Below are 21,465 nucleotides of genomic sequence, written 5' to 3' on the forward strand. Positions count from 1 at the left end.
ATGATAAAAGTAATGAAAAATCGCGTTAGCGTTTGGGCAATGTTTGGTGCATTTATATTTATGATTGTCCAAGTTATCTGCGATTTATATTTACCAACATTAACATCAGACATGATTAATAAAGGTGTCTCACAAGGCGATGTTGCGTATATCTGGCAGGTGGGTTATGTCATGTTAGGCGTAGCAGCTATTGGTATTGTTGCGGCAGTTGGTAATGTCTTTATCGCTTCACGCTTAGCGCAAAAATTAGGACTTAGATTAAGAAGTCATATTTACAAAAAAGTACTTAATTTTTCAAGTCATGAATTTGATCAAATTGGAAATTCAAGTTTAATTACAAGAACATCAACTGATGTTCTACAAATTCAAAACGTTACCGTTATGATGTTAAGAATGATGATCCAAGCGCCTATTATGTTGATTGGTGCTAGTATTTTAGCTTATAACAAACAAAAAGAATTAACCGTGATTTTTTTAGTAGCTGTTCCAATTTTAATTATATTAATTGCTTCAGTTATGTATTTTGCAGTGCCGCTGTTCAAAACGTTACAAAAAAGAATTGATCATATTAATCTTGTCTTTCGTGAAGGTTTAACAGGTGTTCGTGTTATTCGCGCATTTAACCAAGATAAATATGAACAAAATCGTTTTGATCGTGTGAATAAAGAATATACAGATAATGCCCGTAAAGTATTTTCAATTACGGCGCTAATGTTCCCCATGATGACTTTAGTTCTTAGTGCAACCAATATCGCAATTATCTGGTATGGTGGTCATTTAATTGGAGATATGTCGATGCAAGTGGGTAATCTAGTTGCGTTTATGACGTATGCAATGCAAATTTTATCAAGTTTTATGATGTTATCGATGGTATTTGTCATGTTACCTCGTGCGCAAGCTGCTGCAGCACGTATCAACGAAGTTTTAGATACGAAGAATTCGATAAAAGACCAACCTGATGCAATTACAGTTGATCGTAGTAAAGTAGGAGCAAGTCAATTGTCATTTGATAAAGTTAATTTCCGGTATACGGGTGCTGAAAAAGAAGCCCTAACAGATATTAACTTTGAAGCAAAGGCGGGTCAAACGATTGCGATTATTGGTGGTACTGGATCTGGTAAGTCAACGTTAATTAATTTAATTCCACGATTGTTTGATGTTGAGTCGGGCGATATTAAAATTGATGGTAAATCAATTTATGAGTTAACCCAAGTAAGCTTACACGACCAAATTTCTCTTGTTCAACAAAAGACAGTTCTTTTTAGAGGAACAATCCGAAGTAATCTACAGTTTGGAAATGAAACGGCAACAGATGATGAGTTGTGGCATGCGCTAGAAATAGCACAAGCTAAATCGTTTGTTGAAGAATCAGCGGATGGCTTAGACGGCATAGTTGAACAAGGTGGAGATAACTTCTCTGGTGGCCAAAAGCAACGACTTGCAATTGCAAGAGCATTAGTTAAAAAAGCTTCTGTTTACTTGTTTGATGATTCATTCTCAGCGCTTGATTTTAAAACAGATGCTAAATTACGTGGCTCACTTAAAACGGATGAAAGCATCAAAGATAGTGTTGTCGTAATTGTGGCACAACGGATTTCTAGTGTGACAAGTGCCGATTTAATCTTAGTTATCGATGGTGGAAAAATCGTTGGTAAAGGGACTCATGAAGAATTGAAAGCCACGAATGAAACCTATCAAGAAATTATGCAGTCACAAATCAGAGAGGGGGATGCAGAGTAATGGCAGATAATAAGTCAAAACAAGCAACGCAACCTATGCGGGGCGGTCGAGGTGGACATGGCAATATTGGACGACCAGTTGAAAAGCCTAAGAACTTTTGGAAAACAATTGGGCGTTTAGCGAAATACATGTCACCATGGTTAATTTCAATAGGGATAGTATTAGTGCTAGCCATTATATCTGTAATTTTCCAGGCGGTTTCTCCTAAAATTTTAGGACGCGCAACAACCGAGATTTTCTCTGGGGTAACTAAAGGATTCACTCAAATGAAACAGGGGCAGAAAGTAACCTCGTTGCCAATTAATTTTGATGCAATTAAGAATATCTTACTTACAGTTGGTATTATGTATATTGCGTCTGCACTTTTCAGTTTTGTGCAGCAATTAATCATGACTAATATTTCTCAAAAAACGGTGTACGCACTTCGTAAAGATATTAAGGCTAAAATGGAACGCGTGCCTGTTTCTTACTACGATACACATCCAAATGGTGATATTATGTCTCGTGCTGTAAATGATGTGGATAACATTTCTGGAACGTTACAACAAAGTTTTACACAGTTAGTAACAAGTGTTGTGACCTTTGTCAGTGTTCTCTATATGATGTTTTCAATTAGTTGGCAATTAACGTTAATTGCTTTGATTATTGTTCCTTTGAGTTTGGTTGTTGTCTCATTAATTGCGCCTCGTTCGCAAAAGTTCTTTGCTGGACAACAAAAGAGTTTAGGACTTTTGAACAATCAAGTGGAAGAAACGTATGCGGGTCATACGGTTGTTAAGACTTTTAATAAAGAAGAAAAAAATATTGATATTTTTGAAAAACAGAATAATGATTATTATAAAAGTTCATGGAAAGCACAATTTATTTCTGGATTAATTATGCCAGCAATGAACTTTATTAAAAATATTGGCTATGTCTTTGTGGCAATTGTTGGTGGAATTAAGGTTTCACAAGGAACAATTACTTTAGGTAACGTCCAAGCCTTTTTACAATATGTGAACCAATTCTCACAACCAATCACTCAAATTGCCAACTTATCTAATACGATTCAAGCAACTGTAGCTTCTGCAGAACGAATTTTTGAAATCTTAGATGAAGAAGAATTGAAAGATGAAAGTAACGATGACTTACCAATTGCTGATAATGGTAATAAAATTTCCTTTGATCATGTTCAATTTGGTTACTCAGATAAGAAGCTTTTGATGACAGATTATAATTTGGATGTTAACGAAGGACAAAAGGTAGCAATTGTTGGACCTACAGGTGCTGGAAAGACAACGATTATTAACTTAATTGAACGCTTTTATGATGTCTCAGCGGGATCAATCCGACTAAATGGTGTCGATACTAAGAATTTGAAACGAGAAGATTTACGTAAGTCAATCTCGATGGTGCTTCAAGATACTTGGTTATTTACAGGTACTATTATGGAAAATATTCAATATGGTCGTGAAAATGCAACGGATGAAGAGGTTTATGCTGCAGCAAAAGCCGCTCATGTTGATACATTTGTTCGTCAATTACCAGATGGTTATCAAACTGTTCTGAATGAAGACGCTTCAAATATTTCACAAGGACAACGTCAATTGTTAACGATTGCTCGTGCATTTTTGGCTGACCCAGAAATTTTAATTTTAGATGAAGCAACGAGTTCAGTTGATACACGAACTGAAGTTTTGATTCAAAAAGCGATGGATACCTTATTAGATAGCCGAACAAGTTTCGTTGTGGCGCATCGTCTATCAACGATTCGTGATGCGGATAATATTATTGTAATGGATAATGGCTCAATTATTGAAACTGGAAATCATGATGCTTTGATTGCTAAAAACGGGTTTTATGCTGATTTATATAATAGCCAATTTGCAAACGGTACTATTTAAATTAAAAATAATGAGCTGAATTTGACCTTAGTTAAATTTGTGTTCATTATTTTTTCGTTTTTAAAATACTTGGGCATTCTTACCGGCTTTTAATCTTCTTCTTACGACGTTGATAATTTAGCGTATAATAAAAAAGACTCTAAAACAGTAGATGATTATTTAGAAAATGAGGTTTAATCATAATGAAACAATCACAAATTAGAAATTTTTCAATTATTGCCCATATTGATCATGGTAAATCAACTTTAGCTGATCGAATTATGGAAGAAACACAAACTGTCAGTGAACGTGAGATGTCTAGTCAATTGTTAGATTCAATGGCTGTTGAACAAGAACACGGGATTACAGTTAAATCACGAACGGTTCGTAGTTACTATACAGCTACTAATGGTGAAACTTACGAATATAATTTTATTGATACACCGGGACACGTTGATTTTTCATATGAAGTTTCGAAAAGTTTAGCTGCTAGTGATGGGGCTATTTTATTGGTGGACGCCACTCAAGGTGTGCAAGCACAGACGGTTGCAAATTACCGTTTAGCTAAAGAAAACAACTTAAAAATTATTCCAGTAATCAATAAGATTGATCATCCTAATGCTGATGTTGAAGAAACTAAAATTCAATTGATGGAATTAGCTGACGTTGATGAAGACGAAATGTTATTAATATCAGCTAAAACTGGGATTGGTGTTGATTTGGTTCTAGAGGCTATTAAAGACCGTATTCCAAAACCAATCGGTGATATTGAAGCACCACTTAAAGCATTAGTTTTTGATTCACATTTTGATGCATTTAAAGGAATTGTGGCTTATATTCGTGTCTTTGATGGTGAATTTAAAGCTAATAATTTACTTCGATTTATGCAACAAACGACTGATTTCCAAGTAGTAGAAGCAGGTATTTTTAAACCTGACATGGTGGCTGTTGATAGTCTACATGCCGGGGATGTTGGCTATGTTATTACAGGGCTAAAAGATCCTCAACTAGTTAAAATTGGGGATACGTTAACTTCTCAAAGTAACCCGACACCAGAAGCACTTCCTGGATATAAAGAATCAGAATCAATGGTTTTTGCTGGATTTTATCCTAAAGATAATAACTATAAAGAATTAAAATCAGCTATTCAAAAATTAGCTTTAAATGACTCATCTTTCCATTATAAAGAAGAAAAGTCAGATGCTTTAGGACTAGGATTTAGATGTGGATTCTTAGGGATGTTACATTTAAGTATTATTCGTGAACGTCTCGAAAAAGAATACCAATTAGGGGTGTTAACAACGACGCCTAATGTTACGTACCACGTTATTTTGAAAAATGGTAAAGAAGTTGTTGTTGATAATCCTGTCCAATTCCCTAATTTTTCTGAAATTGATCATGTTGAAGAACCATTTTTAGATGTTCATATGACCGTGCCAGATGAACAAGTGGGCGATATCATGAAATTAGCTGAAAAACGTAAAGGTATTTTCCAAGATATGTCATACAATTCTGGTCAAACTGAATTGAATTATGCGTTACCAACGTCTGAAATTGCCTATGATTTCTTCAATCAATTAAAATCATTATCACATGGCTATGCAACAATGGAAACGCAATTTAAAGGATATCAAACAGCAGACGTTGTTAAAATGGACGTTTTAGTTAACTATGCAACAGTCGATGCACTAGGGTTTGTTGTGCATAGACAAGATGCTGTGGAAATTGGTCAGAAATTAGTTGAGCAATTGAAATATTCAATTCCACGTAAATTATTCCCAATGCCAGTACAAGCAGTTATCGAAAATAAAGCTATTTCGCGTGCAAATGTACCGCCTCTTCGTAAGAGCGCAACAACAAGTAGTGATAAAAAGAATGCTGCCAAACAAGATATGCTACGCCGTCAAAGCGCTAATAAACGATTGGGCTCTAAGGCTGAAATGGAATTACCACAAGAAGTATTTAATGCAATATTGGAAGTTAACAATGATAACTAGTCTTTAGAAAGAAGGATTACAATGGGAGTTTTAGAAGTTCGCCAACTTTCCCATCAATTTGCGGATAAGCAATTATATGAGGATGCTCATTTTGAATTAAACACTGAGGATCATATGGGTATCATTGGTCAAAATGGTGCTGGTAAAAGTACATTAATCAAAATTATTACTGGACAAGAATTACCTGATGAAGGCGAAATCAAATGGAAAAAAAGTGCGACAATTGGCTATTTAGATCAATATGCTGAAGTTGCGGAAGGCATTACGGTTATTGAGTTTTTGAAGACAGCATTTCAACGTTTATATGATATTAGTGAAAAACAAACGCAGGCCTATACGGATTATGCTGAAAATATGGACGAGAAGTTGTTGGAAAAAGCGGGTAGATATCAAGAAGAACTTGAGGCAAAAAATTTTTATGATATCGATACAGAAATTGACCGTGTTCGAACTGGTTTAGGATTAGATGCAATTGAAAAAGACCATCAAGTTAGTGAATTAAGTGGTGGTCAGAGATCTAAGATTATCTTAGCTAAATTATTATTGGAAAATCCTGAAGTTATTTTATTAGATGAACCAACTAATTATTTAGATACGGAACATATTGATTGGTTAACTGAGTATTTAAATCAATTTGAAGGCTGTTTCATGGTTATTTCTCATGATTTTGAATTTTTACAAAATGTCACGAATACAATTATTGATGTTGCATTCGGTAAAATCACAAAATATCGTGGGAATTTTAAATCAGCTATTAAGCAAAAAGAAGCTAAAAAAGAAGCGCAACTAAAAGCTTTCCAGAAACAACGCCTTCAAATTGAAAAAGATGAGGCTTATATTCGAAAGAATAAAGCTGGAACGCGTGCCACAATGGCTAAGTCTAGACAAAAAAGATTAGATAAAATTGAGCGTGTGACACCGCCAAGTGATACTGTAAAAGGTAAATTTGATTTTCCTTATCTAGATACTGGATCCGCATCAACGCTTGCCGTTAAAAATTTATCAGTTGGTTATAAAACGCCATTACTATCACCAGTAACTTTTTCATTATCACATCAAGAAAAAGTTGTCTTAAAGGGATTTAACGGAATTGGTAAATCAACAATGATTAAGTCAATTTTGAAGTTAATTCCAACGTTTGGTGGAACTGCTGAATTTTCTGATTCTGTTGTTGTTAATTATTTTGATCAAGATTTAATTTGGGATAATAAAGAAATGACACCTCTTCAAATTATTCAAGATGAATACCCTGAATTGGAACCTAAAACGATTCGTCGCCGATTGGCTAAATCAGGGATTAATGCTGCGAATACAATGAAACCTATTAATATTTTGAGTGGTGGGGAACAAATGAAAGTTAAGTTGAGTTTAGTTGAATTGAAACCAAGTAACTTTTTAATTTTGGATGAACCAACTAATCACTTGGATGATGATACAAAAGACGCGCTACAAAAGGCAGTCCGACGTTTTCCTGGAAATGTTTTATTGGTCAGTCATGAAGCACCATTTTATGAATCTTGGATTGATAAAGTGTTTGATGTTGAAGCAATAAGAATTCAAAAATAGTGATAATAGCCTTGGAAAGTAATTTTCTAAGGCTATTTATCTGCACAAAAAAAGCACCAACCGAAGTTGATGCTTTCCTGTTATGGTACTTACCGAAGTAAATAGATTGTATGAATTCCACAAAACAGTGACAATCAGACATACCTACAATGCGGTAGGTAAAAAATGCCCCATTTTCGAACTAATCACTAGCCGCCGCAGCGGAACAACCGAAGTTGTCTGATTTTACTCGACTCATCGCATAACTTAATCATAGCACAAAATTAATATTTCGTATAGTTCTATTTACCCCAAAGGAATTGGATAACAGCTTTATCAACCTGTAAATTTCTATGAAGTTTACTATGTTGTGCATCTTCACCAGTAATTTTAAGCTCGTCATACGATTTTACTTGGCCTTTTAATAGATAGTTCATTGAACGGGCAGAAGCAATGCTGACAGATGTATCAGAATTTGAGCCATCATTCACATCGCCATAAATAACAAAGACTTTTGCGGTTGATGGGAAATTTTTTCGTTTGCTATAGTAACTTTGGTAGTTTGCTGTTTTAATAGCAGGTTCGTCATTTTTCAAGAAGTAATTTTTATTGGCTTTTTCGTCCATTCCGAGGACCCCATTAATTGGACCAGCAATTGGAACAAATTTATTTAGGATAGGAGAAGATTTTTTTCTGACAGATTCAGCCCAGTACATTGCAGATGAGCCACCCATTGAATGTGTAACAAGATTGATTTTTTTAATATCGTATGATGCTTTTAAATAATCAGTTATCTTACCAATCCATCTGCCCTCTTCAGGAATTTGAGCATCACTACGCGCAAATATAACTTGAACAATTGGATTTTTTTCAGTATATTTCCATCTACCCGTATAAGTGACATCACCAGTTGAAGAGACGGTTGCTGTTAGAACTTTTTTTGCCTTACCAGATTTTTCTGCTGAGGCAATCATGTCGTTAGTTGAGTTAGCTGTACCGCCGTATCCATGAATGTATAAGGTTGGTGTTTGTGAAATACTTTTCTCTGTTTCTACCGATTTAGGTATACTGTTATGCAATAGTAAAAAGCCAATACCTAATCCTAAAATCAATAAGATGGTTATTAATATACCGTATTTTTTCATTAGTGGTTTCCTTTGCATAGTAAGTTATTTGCTTTCATTATAAGCTACCGGGTCTTGACGTTCAAATTTAAAGCAAGTTATGGTAAGCTATATGCGAAGATAACTAAGAAAGCTGAGGATGAGCAAATGTTCATAGTGAAATCAACTAGAGATATAAGTAGTCAAATATATAAGGATGCATTATCAATTAGAAAAACGGTTTTTGTTGGAGAACAGAATGTGCCAATGGAATTGGAAATTGAAAACGAATCAGAAGCTATTCATTTTGTGGGTTATAAAGATGAAGAACCTGTTGTGACAGCACGTGTACTTAGCGAAGACTCTGAAACGTGGCATGTCCAGCGAGTTGCAACATTGAAAGCGGCTCGTGGACAACATTTAGCAACAGATATCCTAACGTTTATTGAAGGATTTTCAACAGTCTACGGAATTAAATACTTAACCTTAGGTGCACAAGATCAAGCCCAAAATTTTTATTTGAAACTAGGATATGAGGTTGAAGGTGAAGGCTTTATGGACGCAGGAATTCCACATCACACAATGATAAAAACAATCGAAGGAGCCTAGATGGCAAAAGAAACTTTATTTTCAAAATTACTAACGGATGAACGATATACATTTGCGAGTGAACTTGGTAGTAAATATCATAAAGACGCTAGTCAAATTTTATTTACTTACTTGAAGTTAATGGCTGAGGGGACACAAAACCAGTCAAAATCATTACAGAAAAGTCTGCCAGAAATCGATAAAAAATTTCAAAAGTATTTAGAAAACTAGAGATAGAAGGTACTTACAGTGAATAATAATCCATTAGCCAATCTTATGAAGCAAGATAAGTTAATTGTCGGTATTAGTGAAATCAGTAAAATGACAGGTGTTTCAACACGACAGTTAAGATATTGGGAACAAAAAGGCTATATTGAAAGTATTTCAGATGAGAAGGCAAAGTCGCGAGAATATCGTTTAGATATGGTCATAAAAGTCAGTCTTATAAAAGAAGAGTTAGATGAAGGATACACATTGGTTGCGGCGATTGAACACGTTAACGGAAAAATGGATATTTTTAGACAATTTAAACACTTTTTGATTGATCGTGTTTCAGATGTTGGTAAACAAGGAAATAAAACAGTTTTTGATATGGGCTATTTTGATGACTCCAAAAAGCAGCGTTTATTTGCGGTAATAGATGAAAAAGGGACACGTTTTGAACTCAGAGATGTTTAATAAAAAGAATTATAAAATAAAATCATAAAAAGGTTGCAACCGTTTACATTTGTGTTATACTTAATTTGTAGCAAGGAAGGCTATCGAAATCCCTGAACAAAATAAAACTGAAGTCACTTTTTTAAACTCACTTAATGGTTTTTAAAAACGAAGTTAGTTGGACAATGTTTAGTACTGAAGATAGTTGAAAAATGTAACACAAGTTAATGACGTTGAGAGATGTCAAGCAAGGCGTATTAAAACGGTGCCGGTCTTGAGCATTAAAAAGCAAATCAAGACACATCAAGTTAGATGATGTTTACTCCGATGAATTTAGAATTTTGGTAGTGTGAACGTCGTGAGACGTCGAACAAGGTTTTAAAACGGTGCTAGTCTTGAGCGCTTAAAAGCAAATCAGGACACATCAATTAAGATGATGGTTTAAGTTTCCAATGTACGGCAAGTTAATGACGTTGAGAGATGTCAAGTAAGGCGTATTAAAACGGTGCCGGTCTTGAGCATTAAAAAGCAAATCAAGATATCGAATTTTGATGATTTAAGTTGTAGTAGAACGAATAATTGGATTTAGAGGTATTTGGTCTTGGAGAAACGTTTGAAATCGAATGGATAACAAATCGCTCAAAGGGCGTCGTTCGATAATATATGATTCAAAACATATAAAAGCGACTTCACAGAACTAAATAAGTATAAAGATATAGAGGCGAAATATATTAATAATCAAGTAAAATCGACTCTCGGTAACACGGGTTTCGGCTTTCCTTCTACAAAAAGATAGGATTCAAGACATTTCTTAAAACAAATGCTTGAATCCTATTTTAATGCAGTGAATTATGATTTTTAGCTTACATTTAGGTATTTTAAAATGAAAGGTTAGGTATTCCTAAAAAATAAGTTACAATTCAATCGTTATTCTGATATAATAAATCTATTATTAAGAAAATGGAAGTGAATTGATTAACTAATGACAAAAAATGAAAGATCGAATATGACACCTATGAAGGAAGATTATTTAAAAATTATTTTTGAATTAGGCGGTACGCAAAAGAAAATATCGAATAAACAGATTGCGCTTAGTCTGAACATTGCGGCCGGATCAGTTACAGAAATGGTCAATAAACTAGTTAAAGAAGAGTTAGTAGAACATACGCCATACGCAGGGATTTCGTTAACGAAACCTGGGATATTATTGGCAGAAGATTTAGTTCGTAAGCATCGTTTATGGGAATGCTTCTTAGTTTATAAATTAAATTATAAACTACAAGATGTTGACGGTGAATCAGAGTTACTTGAACATGTGACAAGTGAGTACTTGCTTGATCATTTGAGTGAATTCTTGGGTCATCCAACACACTGTCCTCATGGCGGTGTGATACCTGACAAAGAAGGTAACTATGAGGAAGATAGCCATCTCGTTTTAGAAGCAGTAGAAGATAACACTAAAGTTGTGATTGAACGATTCATTGATAATCATGATTTGTTAACTTATTTAGATGATTTAGAATTACACATTGGTGATAAATTAACAGTTGTTTCTCATGCGCCTTTTGAAGGTCCAGTTGAAATCAAATTAGAAAATACTGGTGAGGTTAGAAATATTAGTTATAAAGCCGCTCATTATATTTTTGTGAAGTAGGTATTATGATAACAAAAGAAATTTTTATTAAATAGCTAAAGACTGTTGATATCAAATAGATATCAGCAGTCTTTTTTTGGAAATATAGCAATATTTAATAACTGGTAAAATGATTTAAGGTTAGCCTAAACTTTTTGTTTACAATGTATAAAGTTTGAGTATAATAAGGAATTGAGAAGAAAAGAATTTAAAGGAGTGGTAAAAAATGTCGAAAGAAGTACAAGAACCAAAAATGACTACCACAACAAATAGTGCTAGTTTGGAAGAAGTAAATGGATCAGTAGAAGTTCCAAAAAGTGCCGGATTTTTACGAACTTTATGGGCTTTTAGTGGACCAGGTGCATTAGTCGCTGTTGGTTACATGGATCCAGGTAACTGGATTACATCAATTGTCGGTGGTGCACAATACCGTTACTTACTATTATCAGTCGTTATTTTCTCCGGACTTATCGCTATGTTAATGCAATATATGGCTGCTAAGTTAGGTGTCGTAACAAGAATGGATTTAGCACAAGCAATTCGTGATCATACTAATAAACCGGTTGGATTTTTATTATGGATCATGACAGAATTAGCAATTATGGCAACAGATATAGCCGAAGTAATTGGTGGAGCGATTGCTTTACAATTACTTTTTGGAATTCCATTAACAGTCGGCGTTATGATAACTATATTAGATGTTTTCTTACTATTATTATTAACAAAATTAGGATTTAGAACAATTGAAGCGATTGTTGCAACATTGATTGCATCAATTTTAATTATTTTCCTTTACTTAGTTGCCTTATCAAAACCAAGTTTAGCAGGTATCATGGGTGGTATTTTACCAAGAGCATCAATCGTTATGAACCATGATCAATTAACATTAGCTTTAGGTATTATTGGTGCAACAGTAATGCCTCATAACTTGTACCTTCACTCTTCAATTGCACAAACACGTCAGTACGATTCAACTGATGAAGAAGAAGTTGCAAAAGTTGTGCGCTTTACAACTTGGGATTCAAATATCCAATTATTTGGCGCAACAATTGTTAACAGTTTACTTTTACTTTTGGGGGCTGCTTTATTCTTTGGACATGCAGATCAATTACAAGCATTCGGTGATTTATACCGTGCATTAAGTGATAATACAATTGCCAAAGGGATTGCATCACCTGTACTTTCAACTTTATTTGCCGTAGCTTTACTGGCTTCTGGGCAAAATGCAACGATTACCGGAACCTTGACTGGTCAAATTATAATGGAAGGTTTCATACATTTAAAAATGCCATTATGGGCCCGTCGATTGGTTACACGTATCATAGCAGTTATCCCCGTTATGATTGCCGCAATCATTTGGGGTGGGACAGAAGGCGTATTAGATAATTTACTTGTTTATTCACAAGTGTTCTTATCAGTAGCCTTACCATTTACGATGATTCCATTAATCTGGTTTACATCTTCTAAAAAATATATGGGTGAACGATTCGTTAATCCACTTTGGGTATCAATTATTGGTTGGGCAGCCGCAATCGGGTTAACTATTTTAAATGTTCAATTAGTCTTCAATTTAGTCATTCAATTTTTCCAAGAAGTTTTATAAAATAAGGAGGAAATTCATATGAAAAAAAGTTTTGAGTTACCAAAGCATAAGAACATTCTTGTCGGCGTCGATAATTCGGCAGATGCCCAATTAGCATTCTTAGAAGCGGTTAGTCATGCTTTAGATGATGATTCTCTGCTGCATATTGTAACTGTTCTGGAGTCGGATGATTTGAATGTTTTTCAGGTATTAACAAAAGATACATTAGCTGAAAAACGTTTGAAGGTTGAAAAACAACTTCAAGAGTATAAACAAAGCGCATTAGATGCTGGTGTTAAGGAAGTACACATTGTTCTTGCTGAGGGTGAACCTGGTGAAACGATTGTCAAAGATGTTATTCCTGACGTTAAACCTGATTTAGTCGTTGTTGGATCAGCTATAACTAAAGGGATTGGTAAGTACTTAGGTAGCCAAGCATCATACGTGGCTAAGTATTCTCCCGTTTCAGTTATGGTTGTTCGTTAATAGAAAAAAGTTATACAAAATGGTTGAATCTTATAAAGATTTAACCATTTTTATTTGGAAAACGTTTACTTGTTTATTTATATATAAGGTTTATGTTATGCTTTTATGTATAACATAAATAGGAGCATGATGATGATATCAAATTATATTTCAATATTAAAAAACGAGTTTAAAGGTTATAATGCAACAAAATTAGCTAAAGATTTTATGGCAGGTTTAACGGTAGCTGCAGTTGCTATTCCGTTAGCCTTGGCATTTGGTGTCTCAAGTGGGGCAACAGCTGCTGCTGGGTTAATCACAGCCATTGTTGCTGGGATTTTGATAAGTACCTTATCTGGGGCATATTATCAAATATCAGGACCAACTGGAGCGATGGCCGCAGTATTAATGGGTGTTATTGCACAATATGGATTAAAAGGGGTTTTTATTGCTACATTGATTGCCGGAGTGATTTTATTGTTAGCCGGTATATTTAAATTAGGCGTTTTAACGACTTTTATTCCTGCCCCTGTTATTACAGGATTTACATCAGGAATTTCAATTATTATTGCTTTCGGGCAATTAGATAATTTTTTTGGTACGCATTCAAACGGAAGTAGTTTAATTGAAAAAATTGGTAGTTATCCTAGCTTAGGTTTTCAACCTAAGTTGGCAACGACTTTGATGGCAATTTTAGTTGTTATTGCACTTTTTATTTTTCCAAAAAAATGGAATAAAGTTATTCCTGCATCGTTGATTGCAATTATTGTTACTACGGCAATTACAATGATATTTAAATTAGATGTCGCAACAGTTGGCGAGATTCCAACAAGTGTTATCAGTGATGATAGATTACATTTAGGTGCATTAAATCTTCAAACAGTTAAAAATCTAATTATTCCTGGCGCAAGTATTGCTTTACTGGGAATGATTGAAAGTTTATTATGCGGGGCATCTGCTGGTCGCATGACAGGTAAAACCTTAGATAGTAATCAAGAATTAATCGCTCAAGGTATTGGAAATATGATTTTACCATTTTTTGGTGGTATTCCAGCAACGGCTGCGATTGCTAGAACGAGTGTAGCAATTAAATCAGGTGCACAGACGCGATTGACAGGCGTTTTCCATGCACTTGCGTTATTAGTTTCAATGCTTTTATTGGCACCAATCATGTCACAGATTCCTTTATCGGCATTAGCTGGCGTGTTAGTTGTGACTTCATGGCGGATGAACGAATGGTCAGCTATCAAGTATCTCTTTAAAAATAAATTTAAAAGTGCTTTAATTCTATTTTTCTTAACATTAATAAGTACCGTTATTTTTGATTTGAGTACGGCGATTATGGCCGGTGTTTTAGTCGGGATCGTTATTTTTGTGGCTAAGAGTTCTATTTTAGATGTTGTTGTTGAAGATGTTGATTTAAGCAAAGTCGAAACAACACAAGATAGATTAAAAGATGATTGGGCAGTTGTCTACATCACTGGACCACTATTTTTCATGTCTGCGGATCGATTAGATAAGGCACTACAGCCACTTCATGAACGAGATTTAGTTATCTTTTCATTGCGAGGCGTACCATCAATTGATAATACAGCAATGGCTGTTATTCAGGATTTCTATAGTGATGCTCAGACTAAAAATCATGAAGTGATTTTTTCTTCAGTTCAACCAAATGTAATGAGAATGTTTGAACGATCTGGCTTTAAAGATGTGGCTGGGGAAGAAGCCTTTTATTTCTCAGTTGATCGTGTTCTAAAGGAAATACTATAAGATGTACATTATTGACAAGGATATTTAGGCATGTTAAGATTCATTCAACTTAATAAATAAAAGTTAACACATAAGTAGTCATTTATCTGGGAGTCAGAAAGTTGGTGGTTGATGCGAACCAATCAGGATAAATTAACCAAATACGTTAACGTTATTTTAAACATCGGATAAATATCTAGAACCGTTATCATCTAGTGAGTGAGAATTTGGGTTCTCAATTAAACTGGGTGGTACCACGGCTAGAGTCGTCCCTGATACAATATTTAATATTGTATCAGGGACTTTTTTTGTCCAGAAAAGGAGTGTTAAAAATGAAAAATATAAATTGGGGTCAGTTTCGATATCAAACTTTTCATGATAAATACTAGAATCGACTAAAAAATAGGAGTGTTTACTAATGAAAAATAAATTATCGTTTACAGAAGCAGCAAGTGTTTTAGTAGTAATGTTGATTATTATGGGATTTGGTGTAATTAAGTTTGGGTTATCACCTCAAACACCAGTTATGTTAGTGATTGGGTTGTTAATTTTATGGGCTAGAATTCGTCATTTTTCATGGGATGAGATTCACGCGGGTATCAAGGATGGAATGAGTACAGGGTTAATTCCCATCTTTATTTTTATTTTGATTGGCTCATTGATTGCGACTTGGATTGCGGCAGGAATTATTCCAACCTTAATGATTTGGGGATTTAATCTGATTAGTGTTCAATTCTTTGTGCCTTCCGTTTTTATTGTCTGTGCTATTATCGGATTATCAATTGGGAGTGCCTTCACTTTAATTTCAACTGTGGGTATCGCACTATTCGGTATGGGGATGACGATGGGGGTTAATCCTGCACTAGTGGCAGGAGCAATTATTTCAGGTGCTATCTTTGGGGATAAAATGTCTCCCTTATCAGATTCAACGAACTTAGCAGCTGCCATTGGAGAATCTGATTTATTTAAACATATTAAAAATATGATGTGGACAACAATTCCTGCTTTTGTAGGATCTTTAATTTTATATTTCATTTTGGGAAGTGGTAGTATGGCAGCAAATATGGATAAAATCAATCATACGATTTCAATTTTATCTAGTCACTTTTCAATCACAGCTTGGGCGGCATTACCAATTATCTTAATGTTTGTCTGTGCCTGGTTAAAAATTCCAGCTATTCCAACGTTATTTATCAATATTGGTGTATCGTTAGTTATGTTATTTATTCAAAAACCATTTACGAGTTTACAAGATGTTGCGGCGTTGATTCAGTCAGGATTTGTTTCTAAAACTGGAGATGCAAATGTGGATATGCTGTTAACACGAGGTGGCGTTTCAAGTATGATGGGAACCGTGTCATTAATAATTTTAACTTTAACGTTAGGCGGCTTACTAATGAACTTCAATATTATTGAAGTCGTTATGGAACCTTTAGTTAAACGTTTAAATTCATCTGGTAAATTAATTACGGCAACTATTTTTGCTGGAATTGGAGTTAATTTATTTGTTGGAGAACAATACTTATCAGTTATTTTACCTGGAAAAGCGTTTAAACCCGCTTTTGATAAATCAAAATTAGATAATTTAGCCTTAAGTCGTGCACTTGAAGATGGCGGAACAGTGATTAATTACTTAATCCCTTGGGGTGTAGCTGGTGCGTTTGCAGCAAGCACGTTGGGAGTTCCAACGCTAGACTACTTACCATTTGCGTTCTTTAGCTTACTATCGCCTGTCTTTTCAATCATTAGTGGTTGGACGGGAATCGGGTTACGTGCAAAGAGAGCCTAATAAAAACGGGTCACAATGAATTTTATATTCGTTGTGACCCGTTTTTTTGTTATTTCTCATTCTTATTGAGTGTAATTAAGTACATTGTCATGAAGATGGCGATTAAAACCATGACTGTCCCAAAAAGTGGCGTCATACCTAATCCGAGATTAGAAACAACTTGTCCACCAATTAAAGAGCCTAACGTAATGCCAATATTGAAAGCAGAAATATTTAGCGACGATGCTAAAGTAATATCTTTAGGGGTATATTTTTCAGCTAATTGAACAACGTATAGTTGTAATCCTGGAACATTCATAAAGGCGAATAGTCCTAAGGCCATAACGGTTAATAAACCTAGAATTGACATTTTAGCAGTAAAGAAAAGGATAAATAAGACGACTGCAAGTCCGATAAACATTTTTAATAATGCTTGGAGCGGATTATGGTTTGCTAAACGGCCGCCAATCGTATTTCCAAGGGCAACCATCAATCCGTAGACGATTAAAATGATAACAACAGCACTTTCACTGTAACCCATTGAAGTTTCTAAGAGTGGCGTAATATACGTATAAACAACGAATGTCCCACCGTAACCTAAGGCGGTTAATGATAACGTAATCAATAGATATTTGTTCTTAAGGACACGGATAAAACCATGCGCATCAGATTTTCCAGGAATTGGTAAACCATTTGGTACGAGGAAAAAGTTGGCGATTAAACCAATTAGTCCAATGATACTAATAAAAATAAATGATCCATGCCAACTAGTATGTTGACCAATAAATGTACCTAAAGGAACACCGGTTACAGTTGCAACGGTTAAACCAGTAAACATGACTGAAATAGCACTAGCACGTTTTGAAGGTTCAACAACATCAGCCGCAATAACGGAAGCGATTGTCATGAATATACCGTGAGACAATGCAGAAATAATTCGACCAATTAATAAAATTGAAAAAGTTGGTGCAAATGCTGCAACTAAATTACCAACGATAAATAACGCCATGATACTTAAGAGTAATTTTTTTCGATCAAATTGGCCAGTTAAAATAGTTAGAACGGGTGCACCTATTGTGACACCGAATGCATATAATGAAACGCTAAGTCCTGCCTGACTTAATGAAATACCAAAATCTTTGACTAATAAGGGGATGAGCCCAACGCTAATAAATTCTGTTGATCCGATTGCGAAAGCACTAATAGCCAATGCTAAGAGTGTTAGGGATGGTGATATTTTTGGTTTTTCCATAAGTTTGTAAAGCCTCCTTGATTTTTGTTGGAATAATGCTACAATTTATGATTATACGTGTACGCAACAATAAGACAATAACGTACTAAAAAGTGCTATAGGAACTTTTTAGTGCCTATAGGAGGAAGAATGGAAGATAAAACATATAATATTGGTGTTGAAGCGACTTTAGAAGTCATTGGCGGAAAATGGAAAACAATTATTTTATGCCATTTACGTGGTGGAAAAAGAAGAACTAGTGAGCTGAAACGTGCAATTCCGAAAATAACCCAAAAAATGTTAACGCAACAATTACGTGAATTGGAAGCCGATGGGATTATCTCTAGACATATCTATGAACAGGTACCACCAAAAGTAGATTATCAATTGACTGAATATGGTGAGTCTTTGAGTACTATATTAAATAAATTGTGTGTTTGGGGCGAAAAACATGTTGATCGGTTAAATGAGCAAGACCAACATGTTGTTTTAATGAATCGAGATAAAGTGTCATAACTGTCATTATTGATTGCTATTCGAGAAATGTAGCTGGCAGTTACTGTTGTTCATATGTTATGGCATAATCTGGTAATTGCTGTATAATAATCATTTACAGTTATTTATAAAAATTATTGAAAGAAAGTATGAGAATTAAATGTTAGCAAACTTATATGGACCATTTTTTGATCTAAACAATTGGAAAACAGTTGTCGAATCAAGTAGTGATTGGATAATTATCCTATCATTAGCAGTAATCGAATGCTTATTATCAGTGGATAACGCAATTGTATTAGCTGCACAAACACAAAAATTACCAAGTAAAAAAGAACAAGAAAAAGCATTATTTTACGGATTATGGGGTGCATATATTTTCCGGTTCATCATTATTGGAATTGGAACATTTTTAATTGATTTCTGGGAAATTAAAGTAATTGGCGCTGGGTATCTTATTTACCTATCAGCCCATTATTTCTTTTCAAAAATTAAAACGCCAAAACCTAAATCAGAGAAAAAAAGTAATGGACGAAAAGGTCCATTCTCATTGTTTTGGTCAGTTGTTATTTCAATTGAGATGATGGATATTGTTTTTTCAATTGATTCTGTCTTAGCATCGTTAGCAATTTCGACAAATCCAGTCATTGTTTTAATCGGTGGGATGTTTGGAATTTTAGCCATGCGTGGGATTGCGACATTGATTATGAAGTTGATGAAGGTTGTTCCGGAGTTAGAATCAATGGCTTACTTGCTAATCGCATTAATTGCGGTGAAGTTATTCCTTTCTATCCCTCAAATTGGTATCGAAGTTTCAGCAGTACTTTTTGCTGGAATTGTTTTTGGGGCTATTATATTAACGACTTTAATTCATATGTATAATATTCAGAATAAAAAATAACGAAACGAAGGCGATAAAATGGTCACAAAAGTAACAGATAAAACGCTCGCGGAACATACAGATTCCGGATTAACAATTGTTGATTTATGGGCTCCTTGGTGTGGTCCATGTCGTATGATGGAACCTGTTATTGATGAATTAGAACAAGAATTCAAAGATGATATGCAATTTGTAAAGTTGAATATTGATGAAAATAAAGAAACAGCATTGGAATATGATGTCATGAGTATTCCGAGTTTTCTATTATTTAAAGATGGCAAAGCAATTGAAAAAGTTGTTGGTTATCATGATAAGAGTAAATTTTCAAAGTATTTAAGTGAAAAAGTTGCTCAAAATAAAGCAGTATAAATAAAATCCCACTACAAATTTTGTAGTGGGATTTTATTTTAGGCTTAACTATTATTAATGGCAGTCGTAACCTTAAAGGTGCATACTAAAGAAAATTATAAAAGGAGATTATTATGAAAAAAATTGGGTTTATTGGAACGGGCGTTATGGGCTCAGCAATTGTTAGTTATTTATTGAAAGCGAACTATGAAGTAACCGTGTTTAATCGAACCAAATCAAAGACAGATGACTTAGTTAGCCAAGGGGCAATATGGGCTGATTCGCCACAATTGGTTGCGGCTAAAAGTGATATTATCTTCTCGATGGTTGGTTTTCCTGCAGATGTAGAAGCAATATATTTTGAAGAAAATGGTATTTTTGCTGGTGCTAAAAAAGGCGCAATTGTAGTTGATATGACAACAAGTACACCAACACTAGCGAAAAAAATTGGTGATTACGCGGAAACTCATGAGTTGTTTGCGTTAGATGCACCTGTTTCTGGTGGTGATATTGGTGCAAAGAATGCGAAGCTAACAATTATGGTTGGTGGACACAGTGATGTATATGAACAAGTGAAACCTATTTTTGAAAAGATGGGAACAACAATTGCCTTGTTTGGTGGTTATGGATCAGGCCAACATGTAAAAATGGCTAATCAAATTATGATTGCTGGAACAATGACCGGAATGACTGAGCTGTTAGTTTACGCTAAGGCAGCAAACTTAGACTTGGAAAGTGTCATTAAAACAGTTGGCGGGGGAAGTGCAGCAAATTGGAGTTTAGACAATTATGCGCCCCGAGTTTTAAGTGATGACTATACACCAGGATTCTTTGCAAAACATTTTCTTAAAGATTTGCGTATTGCATTAGACGAAGCAGAAAAAATGAATATTAATCTACCCGCAACAAAAGAAGCTAAAGTACTATATGAAAAATTAGTTGATGAAGATGGATTAGGTAATGACGGTACACAAGCATTAGTTAAATTGTGGTGGAAATAAATAAGTCGATACAACTAATAAATAAGACCATTTCAATATGAGATAGTCTTATTTATTTTTGATGATTTTAACCAGCCAATTTGTAATAAGTAATAAAAACAGCATCAAAATAGTAATTAGACCAATAGATAAGGCAAATTTTGATAGTAGAGTCATCATTAAAGTCTGGTGATTAAATAGAGTTAAGAAATAATAAAAGATAATGATTAAAAGTGCTAATAAACTGAATCCAAGACCAAATCCTTTTCTATCTGCTGAGCTTAAATCAAAACCACCAATTGTAATAGATGTTGTGATTAACAACCACAGGATAAGTCTTAATGACCAAGATTGAAATAACGAGGTGAATAGGTTAAATAACGATTGAGTATTAAATGCTTGGTTAACTAGCATTGTTGATAGTAGATTAAAAGAGTGAGGTAGCAGTAGAATAAAAAGGCCAATAATTACGATTGAACAGCCAATGATGGGCGCAATACCGGCCATTGCTTGTCCAATTTTACCACGCATATTTTTAGGTGAGCTATAACGAACGAATCCAAGTGAGTTATCACCAATTTCGGGATGTGGACGTTTAATTAATTTAACTTCAATGGCGTGAAATCCAAATAAAAAAGCCATTATAGCATGACTTGCTTCATGGATAATAATACCCAATGAACCCAAGTATAATTGTTGATTTAATGATAATTGTTTTTTTGTATTACTGTTCACAGCTGTTAGTAAAAAAGCAGCTACAAGAAGTGGTATAACACTAAGAAAAATCAATGTTATTAGCGTATAAATGGTTTGCATCCTTAAGACCTCCTTCGTGATTAAAATAT

19 protein-coding genes are annotated in these 21,465 nt (G+C 34.5%); 16 read left to right on the forward strand and 3 right to left on the reverse strand.

The features are described 5' to 3' along the window. The 4 genes from AC1RPT_RS01055 to AC1RPT_RS01070 all read left to right on the forward strand — a co-directional run bounded on the left by AC1RPT_RS01055 (position 1) and on the right by AC1RPT_RS01070 (position 7,165). Positions 1 to 1,740: an ABC transporter ATP-binding protein gene (locus AC1RPT_RS01055; protein WP_481760972.1), complete on the forward strand. Its 1,740-nt coding sequence runs from the start codon at positions 1 to 3 to the stop codon at positions 1,738 to 1,740. Then, entirely contained in the window at positions 1,740 to 3,623 is a 1,884-nt protein-coding gene (locus tag AC1RPT_RS01060; RefSeq protein WP_481760971.1) for an ABC transporter ATP-binding protein, read from the forward strand. Before AC1RPT_RS01055 ends, AC1RPT_RS01060 begins: the two co-directional genes overlap by 1 nt. A gap of 182 nt (positions 3,624 to 3,805) precedes the next feature. Continuing rightward, positions 3,806 to 5,599, forward strand: coding sequence for a translation elongation factor 4 (lepA, locus tag AC1RPT_RS01065; RefSeq protein ID WP_481760970.1), 1,794 nt, complete (start codon positions 3,806 to 3,808; stop codon positions 5,597 to 5,599). A 21-nt stretch (positions 5,600 to 5,620) separates the two neighbouring features. After that, positions 5,621 to 7,165, forward strand: coding sequence for an ABC-F family ATP-binding cassette domain-containing protein (locus tag AC1RPT_RS01070; protein ID WP_481760969.1), 1,545 nt, complete (start codon positions 5,621 to 5,623; stop codon positions 7,163 to 7,165). Positions 7,166 to 7,446: 281 nt separating this feature from the next. On the opposite strand, the gene AC1RPT_RS01075 is transcribed toward AC1RPT_RS01070, so the two are convergent. Beyond that, the gene (locus AC1RPT_RS01075; RefSeq protein WP_481760968.1) at positions 7,447 to 8,289 is read right to left on the reverse strand and encodes an alpha/beta hydrolase; all 843 of its coding nucleotides are present in this window, start codon (positions 8,287 to 8,289) and stop codon (positions 7,447 to 7,449) included. Between the two features lie 126 nt (positions 8,290 to 8,415). Between AC1RPT_RS01075 and AC1RPT_RS01080 the strand changes: the two genes are divergently transcribed. The 8 genes from AC1RPT_RS01080 to nhaC all read left to right on the forward strand — a co-directional run bounded on the left by AC1RPT_RS01080 (position 8,416) and on the right by nhaC (position 16,710). Then, positions 8,416 to 8,856 carry a GNAT family N-acetyltransferase gene (locus AC1RPT_RS01080; RefSeq protein ID WP_481760967.1) on the forward strand — a complete coding sequence of 147 codons (441 nt, stop codon included), beginning with the start codon at positions 8,416 to 8,418 and terminating at the stop codon, positions 8,854 to 8,856. After that, on the forward strand, positions 8,857 to 9,066 hold the full coding sequence (locus tag AC1RPT_RS01085) for a hypothetical protein (protein ID WP_481760966.1): 210 nt from the start codon (positions 8,857 to 8,859) through the stop codon (positions 9,064 to 9,066). Between the two features lie 18 nt (positions 9,067 to 9,084). Continuing rightward, on the forward strand, positions 9,085 to 9,513 hold the full coding sequence (locus tag AC1RPT_RS01090) for a MerR family transcriptional regulator (protein ID WP_409021721.1): 429 nt from the start codon (positions 9,085 to 9,087) through the stop codon (positions 9,511 to 9,513). 985 nt (positions 9,514 to 10,498) lie between these two features. Next, positions 10,499 to 11,146: a metal-dependent transcriptional regulator gene (locus tag AC1RPT_RS01095; RefSeq protein WP_481761142.1), complete on the forward strand. Its 648-nt coding sequence runs from the start codon at positions 10,499 to 10,501 to the stop codon at positions 11,144 to 11,146. Positions 11,147 to 11,351: 205 nt separating this feature from the next. Next, positions 11,352 to 12,728: an Nramp family divalent metal transporter gene (locus tag AC1RPT_RS01100; RefSeq protein WP_481760965.1), complete on the forward strand. Its 1,377-nt coding sequence runs from the start codon at positions 11,352 to 11,354 to the stop codon at positions 12,726 to 12,728. 18 nt (positions 12,729 to 12,746) lie between these two features. Beyond that, on the forward strand, positions 12,747 to 13,193 hold the full coding sequence (locus AC1RPT_RS01105) for a universal stress protein (protein WP_481760964.1): 447 nt from the start codon (positions 12,747 to 12,749) through the stop codon (positions 13,191 to 13,193). A gap of 132 nt (positions 13,194 to 13,325) precedes the next feature. Beyond that, positions 13,326 to 14,942, forward strand: a complete 1,617-nt coding sequence (locus AC1RPT_RS01110; protein ID WP_481761141.1) for a SulP family inorganic anion transporter — start codon at positions 13,326 to 13,328, stop codon at positions 14,940 to 14,942. A gap of 397 nt (positions 14,943 to 15,339) precedes the next feature. Beyond that, a complete protein-coding gene (gene nhaC, locus AC1RPT_RS01115; protein WP_481760963.1) occupies positions 15,340 to 16,710 on the forward strand; it encodes a Na+/H+ antiporter NhaC in 1,371 nt (456 codons plus the stop codon). A 49-nt stretch (positions 16,711 to 16,759) separates the two neighbouring features. On the opposite strand, the gene AC1RPT_RS01120 is transcribed toward nhaC, so the two are convergent. Further along, positions 16,760 to 17,941 carry an MFS transporter gene (locus AC1RPT_RS01120; protein WP_481760962.1) on the reverse strand — a complete coding sequence of 394 codons (1,182 nt, stop codon included), beginning with the start codon at positions 17,939 to 17,941 and terminating at the stop codon, positions 16,760 to 16,762. A gap of 129 nt (positions 17,942 to 18,070) precedes the next feature. Between AC1RPT_RS01120 and AC1RPT_RS01125 the strand changes: the two genes are divergently transcribed. The 4 genes from AC1RPT_RS01125 to AC1RPT_RS01140 all read left to right on the forward strand — a co-directional run bounded on the left by AC1RPT_RS01125 (position 18,071) and on the right by AC1RPT_RS01140 (position 20,641). Beyond that, complete coding sequence (locus tag AC1RPT_RS01125) at positions 18,071 to 18,436, forward strand: winged helix-turn-helix transcriptional regulator (protein WP_409021715.1); 366 nt, start codon at positions 18,071 to 18,073, stop codon at positions 18,434 to 18,436. 139 nt (positions 18,437 to 18,575) lie between these two features. Further along, positions 18,576 to 19,313, forward strand: coding sequence for a TerC family protein (locus AC1RPT_RS01130; RefSeq protein ID WP_481760961.1), 738 nt, complete (start codon positions 18,576 to 18,578; stop codon positions 19,311 to 19,313). 18 nt (positions 19,314 to 19,331) lie between these two features. Continuing rightward, on the forward strand, positions 19,332 to 19,661 hold the full coding sequence (gene trxA / locus AC1RPT_RS01135) for a thioredoxin (RefSeq protein WP_481760960.1): 330 nt from the start codon (positions 19,332 to 19,334) through the stop codon (positions 19,659 to 19,661). A 113-nt stretch (positions 19,662 to 19,774) separates the two neighbouring features. Next, positions 19,775 to 20,641 (forward strand): NAD(P)-dependent oxidoreductase, encoded by an 867-nt coding sequence (locus AC1RPT_RS01140; RefSeq protein WP_481760959.1) that lies wholly within the window; start codon positions 19,775 to 19,777, stop codon positions 20,639 to 20,641. A gap of 48 nt (positions 20,642 to 20,689) precedes the next feature. Here AC1RPT_RS01140 and AC1RPT_RS01145 read toward each other — a convergent pair whose 3' ends face one another. Beyond that, positions 20,690 to 21,436 (reverse strand): hypothetical protein, encoded by a 747-nt coding sequence (locus AC1RPT_RS01145; RefSeq protein ID WP_481760958.1) that lies wholly within the window; start codon positions 21,434 to 21,436, stop codon positions 20,690 to 20,692. Positions 21,437 to 21,465: the final 29 nt, after the last annotated feature.

It is taken from the genome of Dellaglioa sp. CoH-56-MRSF-11 (assembly GCF_056782135.1).